Raw genomic sequence first — 14,450 nt, 5'->3', positions numbered from 1 at the left:
GTGCCCGTGCACCCCGACCGCTCTAGCGTCCATGCCCTGCGGGAACGACCGCAGGCAGATGTCCTGATCATCGGCGGCGGTGTCAACGGGCTCGCCACGCTCCGCGACCTCGCACTCCAGGGCGTCGACGTCGCCCTGGTCGAAGCCGTTGACTACTGCTCGGGCGCATCCGGGGCATCCAGCCATATGATCCACGGCGGCATCCGTTATCTCGAGAACGGCGAGTTTCGGCTGGTGCGGGAATCCGTGCAGGAACGCAATCGGCTCGTGAAGATCGCTCCTCACGTGGTGAAGCCGCTCCGCACCGTGATCCCGATCTCGACGCTGTTCTCCGGCATCATCGCCGCGCCGCTGCGCATGCTCACCCACAGGCAGGGCAAGCCGGCGCCGCGCGGAGCGGCACTGATCAAGGTCGGCCTGATGATGTACGACATCTTCTCGCGCGACGGCGGCACACTCCCGAGGCACCGCTTGCGCGGTCCGAAGGCGACGCGCGCCGCGTTCCCCGACTTCCCCGCCAAGATGCGGTACTCCGCGAGCTACTTCGACGCGTCAGTGCACGAGCCGGAGCGGATGTCGATCGACCTGCTGCATGACGCGATCGCGGCGGGTGCGCGCGCGAGCAATCACGTTCGTGCCTCCGGGTTCGCCGGCGGCAAGGTGCTGCTGCGGGACGAGCGCACAGGCGACACGTTCGACTTCGCCGCCCGCGTTGTGCTCAACGCGTCCGGGCCCTGGACTGACCTCACCAACGCGGCGCTCGGCGAGCGGACGACTCTGATGGGCGGCACCAAGGGCAGCCACATCATGCTCGACAATCCGGAGCTGGCGGCGGCGACCGGGGGCAACGAGATCTTCTTCGAGAACACAGACGGCCGCATCGTGCTCATCTACCCGATGAACGGCAACGTGATGGTCGGCACGACCGACCTCGAGGCCGACCCGAGTGAGCCCGCGGTCTGCACCGAGGCGGAGGTTGACTACTTCTTTGAACTGGTGCGCCTAGTGTTCCCCCGAATCTCGCTCGACCGCAGCCAGATCGTGTACCGGTTCAGCGGCATCCGCCCGCTCCCCCGCCACGGCGACCTCGCCCCTGGCTTCGTGTCGCGGGACTACCGTGTCGTCTCGTCGAAGGTTGGCGGCACGGACGTCCTGAGCCTTGTGGGCGGCAAGCTCACTACGTTCCGAGCCCTGGGCCAGAGTCTCAGCCAGCGGATCACCGACATGCTCGGCGTCACGCGTCGGGTCGACACCCGAACCCTGCCGATCGGCGGCGGAGCCGGCTTCCCGGTCGACACCACCGATCAGGAGCAATGGGCCATTCGCAAACGGGGCGCCCTCAGCGTTGACCGTGCACTGCAGCTGCTGCGTCGGTACGGTACCCGCAGCGCCGACTTCATCCGTTTTACGCCAGAGGAGCGGCCATTGGGCGCGGCCCCGGACTACTCGGTCGAGGAACTCGTCTGGCTGGTGCGCTCGGAGCAGGTTGCCACCGTGTGCGACCTGATTCAGCGGCGGACAAACCTGGCGATGTCGGGACGGGTCTCGGACGAGCTCCTCATCGAAGTCACCGGCATCCTCTCGGACGAACTCGCCTGGTCCACCGACGATGCCGCGCGCGAACTCGACGCCGCGCGTAACCAGCTCCACGACCGGCACGGCCTCCGCCTGGTGCAGACGGCATGACGCAGCGCGACGCGGTCCTCGCCATCGACCAAGGCACCACCAGCAGCCGCACCCTCGTTGTCGACGAGGCTGGCGAGGTCGTGGCCTCGGCACAGCTGGAGCATCGCCAGATCTTCCCCCAGCCGGGATGGGTCGAACACGACACCGACGAGATCTGGTCGAACGTGCAGGCGGTCATCCGGGATGCCATCGCCGCGGCCCCGGGGCACCGTATTCGGGCCGTCGGCGTCACGAACCAACGTGAGACCACCGTGGTCTGGGATGCCGCGACCGGGCGCCCCGTTGCCAACGCGATCGTCTGGCAGGACACCCGTTCGGCAGATCTCGTGGAGCGGCTCGCGGCCGACGGCGGTCACGATCGGTTCCGCGACATCACCGGCCTGCCGCTCGCCTCATACTTCTCCGCCACCAAGGTGCGGTGGCTCTTCGACACGGACCCCACCCTGCAGGAGCGAGCCGAGCGCGGCGAGCTCCGAATCGGAACCATCGACTCGTGGCTGATCGACCGACTCACCGGCGGGACCGAGCACGTGACGGACGTCACGAACGCCTCCCGCACCCTGCTGATGGACCTCCGAACGCTCACATGGTCCGCCGAGCTGTGCGAAGTCTTCGACATCCCCCTCGCGACGCTGCCCCGCATCCTGCCGTCATCGAGCCGCTTCGGTGAGGTCACCACGATTCCGGCCCTCGACGGCGTTCCCATCACTGGAGTGCTGGGTGACCAGCAGGCTGCGGCCTTTGGGCAGACGGCGTTCGAGCCGGGCGAGTCGAAGAACACTTACGGCACAGGAAACTTTCTGCTGCTCAACACCGGCACCGAGCTGCGCCAGTCGCAGCACGGTCTGGTGAGCACGGTCGCGTACCAGCTCGACGGTGAGGCGCCCGTCTATGCCCTCGAGGGATCGATCGCGGTGAGCGGTTCGCTCGTGCAGTGGCTGCGCGACGGTCTCGGGATCATCGAGAATGCCGCCGACATCGAGGCTCTCGCCGCCACGGTGCCCGACAGCGCCGACGTCGTGGTCGTTCCCGCGTTCCAGGGCCTCCTCGCGCCGCACTGGCGGGCGGACGCGCGTGGCACGATCATCGGCATCACGCGTTACACGACCAAGGCGCACATCGCCCGAGCCTGCCTCGAAGCGGTCGCCATGCAGACCGTCGACGTGGCCATGGCAATGGTCGAGGACTCCGGCAGGGAACTGCGGGAGCTCCGCGTCGACGGCGGAATGAGCGCGAACAACCTGCTCATGGACATCCAGGCAGATCTCTTGGGGTGCGCCGTGGTGCGGCCGACGTGCGTCGAGACGACCGCGCTCGGGGCCGCGTTCGCAGCCGGGCTGAGCATTGGCCTGTGGCCGGACCTCGCGTCGCTCCGTGCACTCTGGCGGGAGGACCGCCGGTGGACACCCACGATGGACGCCGACGAACGTTCCGACGTACATCTGCGCTGGACGGATGCCGTCGGCCGGTCATTCGGTTGGGCGCGGCCTGTTCGCGGGCTGGCAGTAGCAGCGGCTCACTAGAGCGGCTGTGCGTCACGGTGATGCGGTTCATGCGTGACTCCGCTGGGCGCCGAGGTGGCCTCGACCTCGTAGTCCTTCTACATGTGATCGACGAGCCCCGCGGCAAGGAAGTCGCGGATCACGGTCGCTCCCCCGCCGAGGCGGACGTCCTGGCCGCCGGCAGCCTGGCGGGCGGTCTCGAGCGCCTTGGTAGGCGGAGCGTCAATGAAGTGGAACGTCGTGCCGCCCATCTCGATCGGCGGGCGCTGGTGGTGGGTGAGCACGAATACCGGCGTGTGGAACGGCGGGTTGTCGGTCTCGTCAAATCGGCTCGGTGATGAAGGAACGGCCGCCGGGAGGCGGCCGTTCCTTTGTTAGGCAGCGGGTGCGAGCGCGAGTCTAGCGAGCGTCATGGGAACCAGCCGGAATTGCACATACCACGAATCCGGCTCAATAACAGTCTGTTGCTCCCGACCGGGTTACCCCTAGGCTCAGCCCCAAACGGGGGCCAATAAGGCAGCCGTATTCGAAGGGAAGAAAATGTCACAAGTCATTAGATCCCGTGGGATCGCGTTAGCGACGGCTGCGGCCTTCGCCATCGCCCTGATCCCGGCTGGGGCGGCAGCGGCTGCTCCCGCAGCGAAGTGCGACAACCGTACCAACAACACCATCTCCAAGTTGCTCGAGTGCGTCGACGCTGACGGTGCGATGGAGCACCTCGAGGCGTTCCAGCAGATCGCCGACGAAAACGGCGGCACCAGGGCTGCCGGCCTGCCCGGCTACGAGGCGAGCGTCGAGTACGTCACCGACACCCTGGAAGCCGCCGGGTGGAACGTGACGATCGACGAGTTCGACTTCACGTTCGTCGGACCGTCGACACTGACGCAGCTGACCCCCGTGAATGCGGAGTACGAGACTGGGCCGTTCACCGGCAGCGGCCCGGGTGACGTGACGGCCGCCGTCACGGCAGTCGACATTCAGCTCGGCCTCGGCAACACGTCGACCAGTGGCTGCGAAGCGGCCGACTTCGCTGGATTCCCGGCCGGTTCGATCGCTCTCATCCAGCGCGGAACGTGCCCGTTCGGCGACAAGGCCCTCAATGCCGAAGCAGCGGGTGCCGCCGGAGTGATCATCTTCAACCAAGGCAACACCGCCACTGCCGACCGCCAGGATCTCATCGTCGGCACGCTCGGCGGGTCGGACATCGTCGGCATCCCCGTGGTCGGAGCAAGCTACGAGCAGGGCGTGGCCCTCTCGCAGGCGGGATCGACGGCCCACGTCTTCGTGCCCATGCCCGAGCAGCGTCCGCAGAAGAACGTGATCGCGGAGCTTCCCGGCAAGAACACCGACAACGTCGTCATGGCCGGCGCGCACCTCGACTCGGTGCAGGCAGGCCCCGGCATCAACGACAACGGCAGCGGTTCCGCTTCGCTGCTCGAGCTCGCCCAGAGCATGTCGAAGGTGAAGCCCGAGAACACCGTGCGCCTCGCGTGGTGGGGTGCTGAGGAGGCAGGCCTGCTGGGCTCGCAGGCCTACGTCGACGGTCTCTCTCAGGCCGAGAAGGACCGCATCGCGCTGTACCTCAACTTCGACATGGTCGCGTCGCCGAACTACATCTTCATGATCTACGACGGTGACCAGTCGGGCTTCGCGGCGCCGGTCGTCGTGCCCGAGGGCTCGGTGCAGATCGAGGACCTCTTCGAGAGCTACTTCACGAGCGTGGGGCAGCCCTATGACGACGCCGAGTTCAGCGGTCGTAGCGATTACGAAGCCTTTATCCTCGCGGGCATCCCGGCCGGTGGTCTGTTCACGGGCGCCGAGGTTATCAAGACGGCGGAGCAGCAGGCGATCTGGGGTGGTGTCGCGGGTGAGTCGTACGACCAGTGCTACCACCAGGCGTGCGACACGATCGACAACGTGAGCGTCGAGGCGCTCGACGTGAACATCGATGCGATCGCGCTCTCCGTGCTCACCTACTCGTACTCCACGGAGTCGGTGAACGGTGTCAAGGGCAAGACGATCCCGGGTGGTCTCACTCTCCCGGCGCCCGCCGGTCCCCAGGGCACCGTCGGCAGCGGCGGCGGCCACTCGCACGGTTTGGAGAACTGAGTCCGGCTGACACTCTGAGAACGAAGGTGGGGGTGCCGCAACGGCACCCCCACCCTTCGCAGCTGCCTGCTACTGGTCGACGATGTCCTTGCCGAGCGGCAGCAGGGAGATGGGCACCATTTTGAAGTTCGCGATGCCGAACGGGATGCCGATGATCGTGATGCACAGGGCGATGCCGCTCAGGATGTGCCCGATTGCGAGCCACCACCCGGCGAGAATGACCCAGACCACGTTGCCGAGCACCGAGCCAATACCCGCGGTGGGTTTGTCCACCACGGTCTTGCCAAACGGCCAGAGCGCGTAGACGCCGATGCGCGCGGCGGCGATGCCCCACGGGATCGTGACGATCAGCACGAACATGATCACCGCTGCGAGCAGGTAGCCAAGGAACAGCCAGAACCCGGACAGGATCAGCCAGATCAGGTTGAGGAGCGTCTTCATCGCTGTCCAGTGCGGCAGTCGATCTCGCTCCACCCGGCATCGGTCACGCTGATCCGCAGCTTCGCCGGGATCTGCTCCTTCATCGCCTCGACATGACTGATGAGACCGATTGTGCGTCCGCCCGCGCGCAGCGAGTCCAGGGTGCTCATCGCGATCTCGAGGGTTTCGCCGTCGAGCGAGCCGAAGCCCTCGTCAACGAACAGGGTGTCCAGCGTGATGCCGCCGGCCTGATTGGTGACGACCTCCGCGAGCCCCAGCGCCAATGCCAGCGATGCAAGAAAGGTCTCCCCTCCCGACAGCGAATGCGTGGCGCGGGCTCGACCGGTGTGCTGATCCAGGATCGCCAGCCCCAGCCCCGATCGAGTGTTGCGGTACTGCACCGAATCGTCGTGCTGCAGTTCGTATCGGCCGGAGGTCATGGTGCGCAGACGCCCGTTCGCGGCCGCGACGATCTCCTCGAGCTGCGCCGCAAGCACATAGGTCTCGAGCCGCATGCGCTTGGTGTTGGACTTGCCGCCCTGCACCGCGTCGGCCAGCGAGCGCACCTGCTCGTACTCATCACGCAGGGCAGCGGATGACGCGAGCCGCCGCTCCACGTCGGTGACGAGTCGCTCGAGCTGGGCGTGCCGCTCGCGGACGCTTCCCTGAGCCTCGGTCGCCGTGGAGTGCGCTGCCCGGCATGCTGTGAGATGCTCGGCCGCGGCATCCGTCGACACCGGTTCGTCGGGCAGATCCGCGAGGTCGGGCTCGGCGAGAGTTGCCCGCGCGGTGGCGATGCCCTGCTCGTGGTCGCGGATCCGCTGTTCGAGGCTGGCCCGCTCAGCGGAGTCGAGACGGGCGGAGTCGACGGCGTGTTCGTCAGCGAAGTCGTGCTCGGCCAGCTGCACCTGCAGCGCGGTCATCGCCGTGTCGAGTGCCGTGGTGCGGGCGACGCGGTCATCGATTGCGCGTTCCAGTTGACGCGCGGCCTCGAGGTGGCGGTGCAGCGCGGCGACGCGACTGGCCACGGACTCGTGGTCGGCACGCTGACGTTCGATACGCTCGACCAGTTCCGAGCGTCGTGCCTGGGCGGCGACCCGCTCCGTCTCGACACGGTCCCGTTCGGTGCGGAGCGCCTGCTGTTCCGCGGCGAGCGTCACGAGGTCGCCGCGCAGGGCGACCTGCTCATTCTCGAGTCGGGTCGCCTCGGCCGCAGCATCGGTTGAGGTTGCGAGCGCCTTGTGGGCAGCGGCCAGCAGTTCATCGATCGCCTCGACGGTGCGCTGCTCGGCCCGGGCGCGCGCTTCGGTCAGCCGGTTGGCAAGCTCGCGAGCCTCGGCGAGTGCAGCTTCCATCGCCGCGCGTGCCTCGTCGAGCTGGTCACGGGCGGCGTCGATGTCCACGTCGGACACCGAGTCCTCGCTCGACTGAGCCGGGTTCGGGTGCTCGGTCGACCCGCACACCGCGCAGGGCTCCCCCTCCTGCAGCTTCTCGGCGAGGTCGCCCGCGGCACCGCGCAGCCGGGCGGTGAGCAGCTGCTCCACCAGACCGGACGCGACCGTGTGCGCCCGAGCGCTTTCGAGCTCGCGGGTCTGCGCGGCGGTGACCTTCGGCTCGAGTCCACCAGCCTCGACCGCGGCCGCCCGCGCTTTCGACAGCCGGTCGACGGTCGCTGCGGCATCTGTCTGCCGTCCGGCCTCAACCTTGGCGGCCGTCAGGGCTTCACCGATCTCGGTGAGGCGCACCGGCAGGTTTATGGCGCGGGCCGCCGCGGCGGTAAGCGACTCGTCGAGACCGTCAATCGTCGTGCGGAGTTCCGCGAGCGATTCGTCGAGCGCCGGCAAGCCGGTCTCGTCGCGCAGCACTTCGTCTAGCGCGCCGAGGGTGCGTGTGAGCTCGTCGGTGACGGCGGTCAGGCTCGCGGCATCCGTCGCCTCATCGCCGAACGTGCCGTACACGCCACGCGCGGTGCTCTCGTCGGCCTGCACCGCCTCGAGTGCGACCGCCGCCTCACGGCGTGCCGTGACATGCGGCCAGACAGCGGCCGCCCGCACCGCGGACTGTAGGGCGACCCGGCTGGAGTCGATCTCGCCGGTTTGCGCGCCGAACGTTGCGAGCTTCTCGAGCGCGGCATCGCGGCGGGTCTGCCGCTGCTGGGTGAGCAGCAGTGACTGGTGGGCGGATGCCGCGCCATCCGCTTGCTCGCGTGCCCGCTCGGCGTCGGCGGTCGCCTGCTCGAGAACGCCGGTCAGTGCGGCAAGCGCGGCGGCGAACCAGGTCAGGTCGGGAGCCGCGGTGCTGTCGAGAGCGAGCGCGGTGGATCCGTCGGTGGCTGCCACGGCCGCATCGTCGGTCGGCCCCGATGTGATCACCACTACTTCGGCCGAAGCCGTCGTACCGAGCAAGTCCCGCGCCCGCTGCTGATCGTGATCGAGCTCGTCGACCGCGCTGCCGAGCTTGGCTTCGAGCGCCTTGACGCGATCGACGATCGCGGTCTCGTAGCGTTCGAATCGGTCGGTGCCGAAGAGTGTGCGCAGCACGGCCTGGCGTTCGTCGTTCTTGGCGAGCAGGAACTGCTGGAAGCGGTTCTGCGCGAGCAGGATCACCTGCAGGAACTGGTCCTTGCTGAGCGCAACGATGCGGCTCAGCTCCTGCGCGACGTCGACCGGCCGAGCCGCGATTCCCTGCCAGTCGCCGTCGTGCCAGGAGGAGAGCTGGGCGTCGGCCTTCTGCGTGGTGGTGCCGGTGCCGCGGGCCTTGGGGCGTTCGTACTCGGGGGTGCGCCGCACCCGGTACCGCTGGTCGCCGACGGTGAAGTCGAGCTCGACGTAGCTGGGGTCGTCGGGCTCGCAGTGGTGGCTGCGCAGCTGGGTCTGGGTGCCGTCGTAGCGCGGCACCGAGTTGTAGAGGGCGAAACAGATCGCATCGAGGATGCTCGACTTGCCGGCCCCGGTCTTGCCGGTGATCAGGAAGATGCCGTCGTCGGCGTAGGAGTCGAAGTCGACGCTCTGCGCCCGCTTGTACGGGCCGAAGCCGGCGAGTTCGAGGCGGTTGATCTTCATGCCGAGGCCTCCGTGGCGCGCTCGGCGGCGATGACCTCGCCGATCACGGCCCGTTCGGCCTCGGTCGCGCCGACCCCGTTGCGCACCAGTTCCAGGAACCCGCCGACGATCTCGTGGTCGGACTTCGCGTTCACCCGTTCGGCATACGTCGAGGTGTCGGTGACCAGATGGATCGCCGGCCGGTGCTCAAGCTTGGCGCAGCCGGGGAAGCGCTCCTGCAGTCGCCGCATCGCGTCGATCGGTCGGGCTTGGTCGGTGAGGATGGCGGACACCCAGTCGTCCTCGAACTCGCGGTAGGCGGCATCCGTCAGCAGCTCGTCGATCGTCCCGGTGAGGATGCTCAGTCGGCGAGGCACCGGCAGGTCGACCCAGTCGACCGAGGCGAGCCCGGTGGCGTCGAGTTCGACCAGCCAAACGCCGCGCGGTTTGCCGGCCTCGGCGAAGGAGTAGTGCAGCGGCGCTCCGGAGTAACGCACCCGCTCGCTCAGCTGCGAGCGGCCGTGGATGTGGCCGAGGGCGACGTAGTCGGGTCCGTCGAACACCGACAGCGGCACGACGTCGAGCCCGCCGGCGGTGATGTCGCGTTCGACGTCGGTGGCCTCGTCGCTCGCGGCGACGCCTGCGGCGAAGCAGTGCGACAGCACCACCGAGCGGCCGCCGCGTTCGGCGGCATCGGCGCGGATGTTGCGCATGGCGAAGCCGAGCGCCTGCTCGTGGGTGCGCAGGGTTTCGTCCGGGTAGAGGTGCCGGATGAGCGCCGGCTCCATGTACGGGATGCCGTAGAAGTGCACCGGGCCGTGCGCGTCGCCGATCGTCACGGGGCGGTCGTGCTGCTCGACGCGCGTGATTACGTGCACTCCGCCGAGGCCGGCGAACTCGGCCTGAAAGCCGAGCCGCTTGGCCGAGTCGTGGTTGCCGCTGCTGACGATCACGGATGCCCCGGCTTGGCGAATCGCGCGCAACGCCTCGGTCAGCAGGTCGAAATAGTCGGCGGCGGGGGTGGCCGAGTCGAAGACGTCTCCCGACACCAGCACAACGTCGACTGCACGGTCTCGCACCACGTCGACCAGCGCGGTCAGCACGGTGCGCAGCGCGTCCACGGTGGCATGGCCGTGGAAGGTGCGCCCGATGTGCCAGTCAGACGTGTGGAGAATCCTCATGGGATGACGGTATCGGGGACCGCCGACATTGGCTGATCGATTTGCGCCAACCCCCGCGTGTGCTTCGAGCTGCCCGATGGGCTCTGTACGCGCAAGATCGTCATACCCGAGCTTCATTCGAGAAGCGGACTGCCATACCGTCGCGTTCTAACCGTCGAGTTGCGCGACTTTCAAAGACGCGACTTTCGCGCCGCAGCATACTCGTCACCTGAGAATTCGCCTTCGAAGAGGTCTTCATTCAGAAGACTCAATGTGAGTTTCGCGTTCTCCTTCGTTACAGCTAGGGCATCCCCATCCAAGTAGTCGGCCGGGTCGAGGCCGCGCTTGGAGAGGGCCTCGCGAATGCGTGTTCCCGAAAGGCCATTCAGATGCGACTTCGAGCGGATGCTCTGCATCTTCCGGCGCGCGAAGGAGTTGCCTGCGAGGTAATCCTCAAGCACCGCTAGCCCGGCAGCCGTGACCGCAATCTGCTGCGAGAACTCAGTTGCCCATATCTTCGCTGTCTCGCGCGCCGCCTCGTTAGTGCTCACAATGCGCTCAAAATTCGATGCGTTGAGAACGACTACAAAGTCATCGCGCACAATGAAATCGAATGTCTCATCGAACACAACCATGGGCGATTTCACTCGATCGAAGCTATCGGTCACGTAACCCTTGATGGACTTTGTCGAAAACTTCACAGGCGATGTGGCGCGAACAAAAATAGTGGGTACCCCTCCCTGCGATGCCGGCGCGCTGATCGCGTAGAGGTTTGGCTTGTGATCCGTGATCACATCCATTGTGACTGGATCACTGATATGTGCTTCCCGCAGAAGCGGTACTAGTTCCTGATCTGGTAGGTCGCGAAGCGGAAGTGTCGTCGGTTCCGCGCCAGATTCGTACTCAGCGTCGGGATCGAACGATTGAAGATCTTCTCGATGTGTCCCGGCATCTTCAAATTCGGAGACGATCGCAAGAAAGTCATCAACCACATCGCCACTAATCTCGATCGGACCCGCGTGTCTGGTCCCTCGCGCGGTCCACGAGACGATGAGGTCAAGTCGTTTAGCGCTTGGCTCAGTCATTCGAGTTCATCCTTTAGCCCTCAAGAGCACGTCCGCAGCAAGCCGATGCGCATCAATTACCTCGCCAATTCTGACATCTCTTCGTGTTATCAAGTATCGCGACATGCGTAAGCGCGTTCCGTGCTCGGCTTCGGTATCGACCGCGAGGACCTTATACCGCATCAAATACAGAAGGGGGTTTACCTGAACCATAGATGAGCCCACGGCCACGATCAGTGCCAACGCTAAGAAGGTTCCGCTAGCCCAGTAGAAGTCCGCGCCTGACTTGTTGAGAGTGATTAGAGGAAGCAAGTAACCGGCAAGAAACCCAGCCACCTCCGCACCAGCATCGCGGCGACTCACAATGACAAACGTTGTCGCTGCCTTCTGACGAGTCCAAGACAGAAGGGTCGCAATCCCCGCGAGTCCCACCACGGCGAGCGCGCCGAATACCCACTTGGCGGGCAGGTCCTTAACCTGGAAAGCAAGCAGGATGAAGACAGGCGAGTAAGACGACAAGAACATGATGGTTTTTGCAATCATGACGAAACCTCTCCAGTTCTGCGTTCAGGCTACTTCCAAAACGAGTTTGCCTACGCTCCTCGCCACTCAATTTGCCTGTGCCCGCCGCCCATAACGTCGCATTCCACGTCGGCGCCGGCATGACGTGCGGAAGACAAAGACACATACTGCGAGAAACGGCGCCCACCGTCCTTCCGGCATCCGTGGAAGGTGCATCCAACGCGCCAGTTGGAGGCGTTGACAAACCTCATGCCTGAACGGTAGCGGTGGCTAACGACAGTGGAGCACCTCGATGGCGACATCTCGAGAACCGAATAGCTGAACCCATTCCACTTTCTGGTGTGTCGCACGAGCGATGCGGCTCCGTACGCGATTCAATTTCAACATGGACCTAGAGCCGATTGCTTCTTCCAACCTCTCCGCGATCGGATACGACCGCCATCGCGGTGTGTTGACGGTGCGATTCATGAGCGGCGGGACCTACGAATACTTCGACGTCGCGGAGTCTCTTTTCGCGAATCTCCTTGCCGCACAGCCTCACCCGTGGACACGACATGGACGTGAGGTAAAGGCTCACCGCTACCTCCGCGTTGGGTAATCGCCGGGCGCAATCGCCACCGCAACCTGCTCCGGCCAACGCAGCTATGTGGCTCCGATGGTCATTTTGTAGCGAGCATCGCTCGCTACAAACGCTGCTCGAAAAACAATAAGGAGATTGCATTTTGCCTCGCCCGAGAATCACCGGCTTTGGTGTGGGAAACGCGCTGGCTTCGACCTCACTGTCTTGGGAGTACGTCCAGACAAACAAAGATCTGGCGAGACGCATTCTTGTTTATCTGGAGGACCGTCGCGTCCTTTACTTGAACGACAGAGAAGACTACGAAGCTTGTCGCAAATCGGCACAAGACATCCGAAACTTCTTGACGCTTGAAATCATGAATGTCCAAGGCGGCGGACATCTCGAGGAATTGCTGAAGCGCATACGTTCAGCAGCGAGGGCCTTCGTCACAGCCGCCGGTCAGGAATCCACGAACTTTAGTGATAACCACGGTCACTTCGTGGCTTGCCTTTCGGCCTTCCGTGACGCAGTCGGAGCCGAACTTAATTGGCTCTCCATGGATTACCAACTGCCACTTCAGCCGCACCTTCAAGCGATTGTGCCCCCGCGGGATCCTCGACCCGGCATGTAGGCCAACAGGCGGGATAACCAGATTCGAGGAGCCTCTCCCTTAGAGCGAGGGCGGTATGTGGACGCCGTGGCCGCGACCTGCTTCCCCGATCAGTTTACGTAGACGGCGCGCGTTACTTGCCTTGTCGCAATGCCTTGGCATTGGGCCGTAATCATGCACTCCGGCGTTCTGCAGGAAAGCGCGGACAGCCTCGGTCACATCGAAGATCTTGTGACCGAAGGTCGTCGCGCGGTTTGAAACAGTGAGTTGGGACAGCCCGCGCTCAGCAACAACCTATGTTGGAAGCTTCGAACGCCGTAGTTCTCTCACGCAGCGGTTTCAGCTGGCAAGGGATTCCGTAGCCTGGATACCAAGCACTTCCGAAATTCTGGTGCCCACTGCGAGTGCAAGCCACGGCGACACCGCGTTACCGACCTGAGAGTACTGTGGCACCTCCACTTTGCGCCTGTGAGCGCCTGTCGTTTCCTTACCGAGGAATTCGAATGAGTCAGGGAAGCCTTGAAAGCGAGCAAGTTCGCGAACAGTAAAGAGCCGGGGCTCGACGGGGTGCACGTAGTCGTCCGGAATCGTGACGACCGTTCGAGCGGGGCTGTCCCAATCGAGCACTTTCTGGGAGTGTTTCTTCGTGGCCAGTCTCAAGCAGAGATCCGTCAGTTCGTCTTCATTTCTAGCAAGCACAGTCTTGTCCGGGGCCACAGCCGGATACTTCAAGCCAGTGATCGCTTTCACGACCGTTTCCCGGGCCTGCACCGGCTCGAGCGCAGCGATCCGGTTGAGCAATCTGGCGTCAACCTTCTGTCCGTGAAGGTACTGGTACAGGCGGAATCGCTCAGTCGTCCGTTCGACGTGCTTTCGTCGAACGTCATTCTGCGGCTGCGACGGCGCCTCCCGCTGAAGTGCCCAGCGTGGGTCGCGCAACTCCGCTACATACTCGCGGCTGCGGTCGGCGGCTGGTCGCGGCTTACGATTGGCGAGGTCCGCAATCGCCTCCCCGACAGTCCTGACATTCGCGCGGGTGCGTGTTGGCACCGGCGCGAGCGACGGAATGTCGCGCACATCGAGGTTGTCCAGAAAGTCTGACCGCCAGACAGTGCTCGTCGCTTCGATCCCAGCCGCGGTCGCAATGTCGCTGCGGAGACCAATGATCATCAAGCGCGGCCGATGCTGCGGAGCTCCATAATGCATCGCGTTCACCTCGACGGCCTGCACCACGTAGCCAGGCTCTGTCTCGCGTAAAGCTTGCTGTAGTTGCTCGAATGACGACTCGCTATCGTTTGCGAAGCGCTGTTTCATGCCAACGACATTCTCAATCACAACGGCCTTCGGCTTGGCGGCCTCGACAAACCTCAGGTATTCCCATGGCAACTTGTTGCGCACGTCGTCTGGGTTCCGGCGGCCCGCGAGAGAGAAGCCCTGGCACGGAGGACCGCCGACGACGAGATCGATGCCTTCTTCACTTACACGCTGCAGAAGATCTTCATTGTTGAGGAGCGCAGCAAGTTCCCGTACCAGTACTCGCTGTTCAACCTGATCCTCGACAGAGCCATTCACGTACCTCTCCCACTCAATCGGGTCAGCGGCATCGCCAATGAAGTTGTGGAAGTAGGTTCGCGCAGCCATATCGGATTTCTCGACAGCAAGCGCAAGCTCGAAGCCTGCTCGCTCTACGCCCAGCGAGAGTCCGCCACAGCCCGCGAATAGGTCAACATACTTCATCTGGTGGTTACTTCTTTCGTGCAAGAGCTTTGGTTGGCCG

Annotated in this window: 12 protein-coding genes; 5 read left to right on the top strand and 7 right to left on the bottom strand. The window is 64.7% G+C overall.

Going from position 1 to position 14,450, the window contains the following annotated elements; genetic code table 11:
• Together HCT51_RS04855 and glpK are read left to right on the top strand one after the other, a co-directional pair.
• The gene (locus HCT51_RS04855; protein ID WP_191413771.1) at positions 1-1,686 is read left to right on the top strand and encodes a glycerol-3-phosphate dehydrogenase/oxidase; all 1,686 of its coding nucleotides are present in this window, start codon (positions 1-3) and stop codon (positions 1,684-1,686) included.
• The gene (gene glpK / locus HCT51_RS04850) at positions 1,683-3,209 is read left to right on the top strand and encodes a glycerol kinase GlpK (RefSeq protein WP_166870861.1); all 1,527 of its coding nucleotides are present in this window, start codon (positions 1,683-1,685) and stop codon (positions 3,207-3,209) included. Before HCT51_RS04855 ends, glpK begins: the two co-directional genes overlap by 4 nt.
• Positions 3,210-3,286: 77 nt before the next feature.
• Here glpK and HCT51_RS04845 read toward each other — a convergent pair whose 3' ends face one another.
• Positions 3,287-3,472 carry a dihydrofolate reductase family protein gene (locus HCT51_RS04845; protein ID WP_370626918.1) on the bottom strand — a complete coding sequence of 62 codons (186 nt, stop codon included), beginning with the start codon at positions 3,470-3,472 and terminating at the stop codon, positions 3,287-3,289.
• A gap of 256 nt (positions 3,473-3,728) precedes the next feature.
• Between HCT51_RS04845 and HCT51_RS18910 the strand changes: the two genes are divergently transcribed.
• Positions 3,729-5,297, top strand: a complete 1,569-nt coding sequence (locus HCT51_RS18910; RefSeq protein WP_166870859.1) for a M28 family metallopeptidase — start codon at positions 3,729-3,731, stop codon at positions 5,295-5,297.
• Positions 5,298-5,366: 69 nt separating this feature from the next.
• On the opposite strand, the gene HCT51_RS04835 is transcribed toward HCT51_RS18910, so the two are convergent.
• The 5 genes from HCT51_RS04835 to HCT51_RS04815 form a co-directional block, all read right to left on the bottom strand.
• Positions 5,367-5,738, bottom strand: coding sequence for a YccF domain-containing protein (locus HCT51_RS04835; protein WP_166870857.1), 372 nt, complete (start codon positions 5,736-5,738; stop codon positions 5,367-5,369).
• On the bottom strand, positions 5,735-8,779 hold the full coding sequence (locus HCT51_RS04830; protein WP_166870855.1) for an AAA family ATPase: 3,045 nt from the start codon (positions 8,777-8,779) through the stop codon (positions 5,735-5,737). The genes HCT51_RS04835 and HCT51_RS04830 overlap by 4 nt, the downstream gene beginning before the upstream one ends.
• Positions 8,776-9,939 carry an exonuclease SbcCD subunit D gene (locus tag HCT51_RS04825; protein WP_166870853.1) on the bottom strand — a complete coding sequence of 388 codons (1,164 nt, stop codon included), beginning with the start codon at positions 9,937-9,939 and terminating at the stop codon, positions 8,776-8,778. The genes HCT51_RS04830 and HCT51_RS04825 overlap by 4 nt, the downstream gene beginning before the upstream one ends.
• Before the next feature lie 170 nt (positions 9,940-10,109).
• The gene (locus HCT51_RS04820; protein ID WP_166870851.1) at positions 10,110-11,003 is read right to left on the bottom strand and encodes a Kiwa anti-phage protein KwaB-like domain-containing protein; all 894 of its coding nucleotides are present in this window, start codon (positions 11,001-11,003) and stop codon (positions 10,110-10,112) included.
• Positions 11,004-11,009: 6 nt separating this feature from the next.
• Entirely contained in the window at positions 11,010-11,525 is a 516-nt protein-coding gene (locus tag HCT51_RS04815) for a hypothetical protein (protein ID WP_166870849.1), read from the bottom strand.
• Between the two features lie 334 nt (positions 11,526-11,859).
• On the opposite strand from HCT51_RS04815, the gene HCT51_RS18940 reads away from it, so the two are divergent.
• Positions 11,860-12,102, top strand: coding sequence for a KTSC domain-containing protein (locus HCT51_RS18940; protein ID WP_370626917.1), 243 nt, complete (start codon positions 11,860-11,862; stop codon positions 12,100-12,102).
• A 154-nt stretch (positions 12,103-12,256) separates the two neighbouring features.
• On the top strand, positions 12,257-12,694 hold the full coding sequence (locus HCT51_RS18935) for a hypothetical protein (protein WP_370626962.1): 438 nt from the start codon (positions 12,257-12,259) through the stop codon (positions 12,692-12,694).
• 318 nt (positions 12,695-13,012) lie between these two features.
• On the opposite strand, the gene HCT51_RS04805 is transcribed toward HCT51_RS18935, so the two are convergent.
• Positions 13,013-14,410 (bottom strand): DNA cytosine methyltransferase, encoded by a 1,398-nt coding sequence (locus tag HCT51_RS04805; protein ID WP_166870846.1) that lies wholly within the window; start codon positions 14,408-14,410, stop codon positions 13,013-13,015.
• Positions 14,411-14,450: the final 40 nt, after the last annotated feature.

Origin of the sequence: Salinibacterium sp. ZJ450 (assembly GCF_011751885.2) — a bacterium.
GTDB lineage: Bacteria > Actinomycetota > Actinomycetes > Actinomycetales > Microbacteriaceae > Ruicaihuangia.
The sequence above is the reverse complement of the archived record's forward strand: the minus strand, read 5'-3'. Positions and strand labels throughout refer to the sequence as shown.

Bases quoted from the DNA above. Each gene is read 5' to 3' on its own strand.
- glpK (WP_166870861.1), top strand. From the start codon at position 1,683: ATGACGCAGCGCGACGCGGTCCTCGCCATCGACCAAGGCACCACCAGC.
- HCT51_RS18910 (WP_166870859.1), top strand. From the start codon at position 3,729: ATGTCACAAGTCATTAGATCCCGTGGGATCGCGTTAGCGACGGCTGCG.
- HCT51_RS04835 (WP_166870857.1), bottom strand. From the start codon at position 5,738: ATGAAGACGCTCCTCAACCTGATCTGGCTGATCCTGTCCGGGTTCTGG.
- HCT51_RS04830 (WP_166870855.1), bottom strand. From the start codon at position 8,779: ATGAAGATCAACCGCCTCGAACTCGCCGGCTTCGGCCCGTACAAGCGG.
- HCT51_RS04825 (WP_166870853.1), bottom strand. From the start codon at position 9,939: ATGAGGATTCTCCACACGTCTGACTGGCACATCGGGCGCACCTTCCAC.
- HCT51_RS04820 (WP_166870851.1), bottom strand. From the start codon at position 11,003: ATGACTGAGCCAAGCGCTAAACGACTTGACCTCATCGTCTCGTGGACC.
- HCT51_RS04815 (WP_166870849.1), bottom strand. From the start codon at position 11,525: ATGATTGCAAAAACCATCATGTTCTTGTCGTCTTACTCGCCTGTCTTC.
- HCT51_RS18940 (WP_370626917.1), top strand. From the start codon at position 11,860: ATGCGGCTCCGTACGCGATTCAATTTCAACATGGACCTAGAGCCGATT.
- HCT51_RS04805 (WP_166870846.1), bottom strand. From the start codon at position 14,410: ATGAAGTATGTTGACCTATTCGCGGGCTGTGGCGGACTCTCGCTGGGC.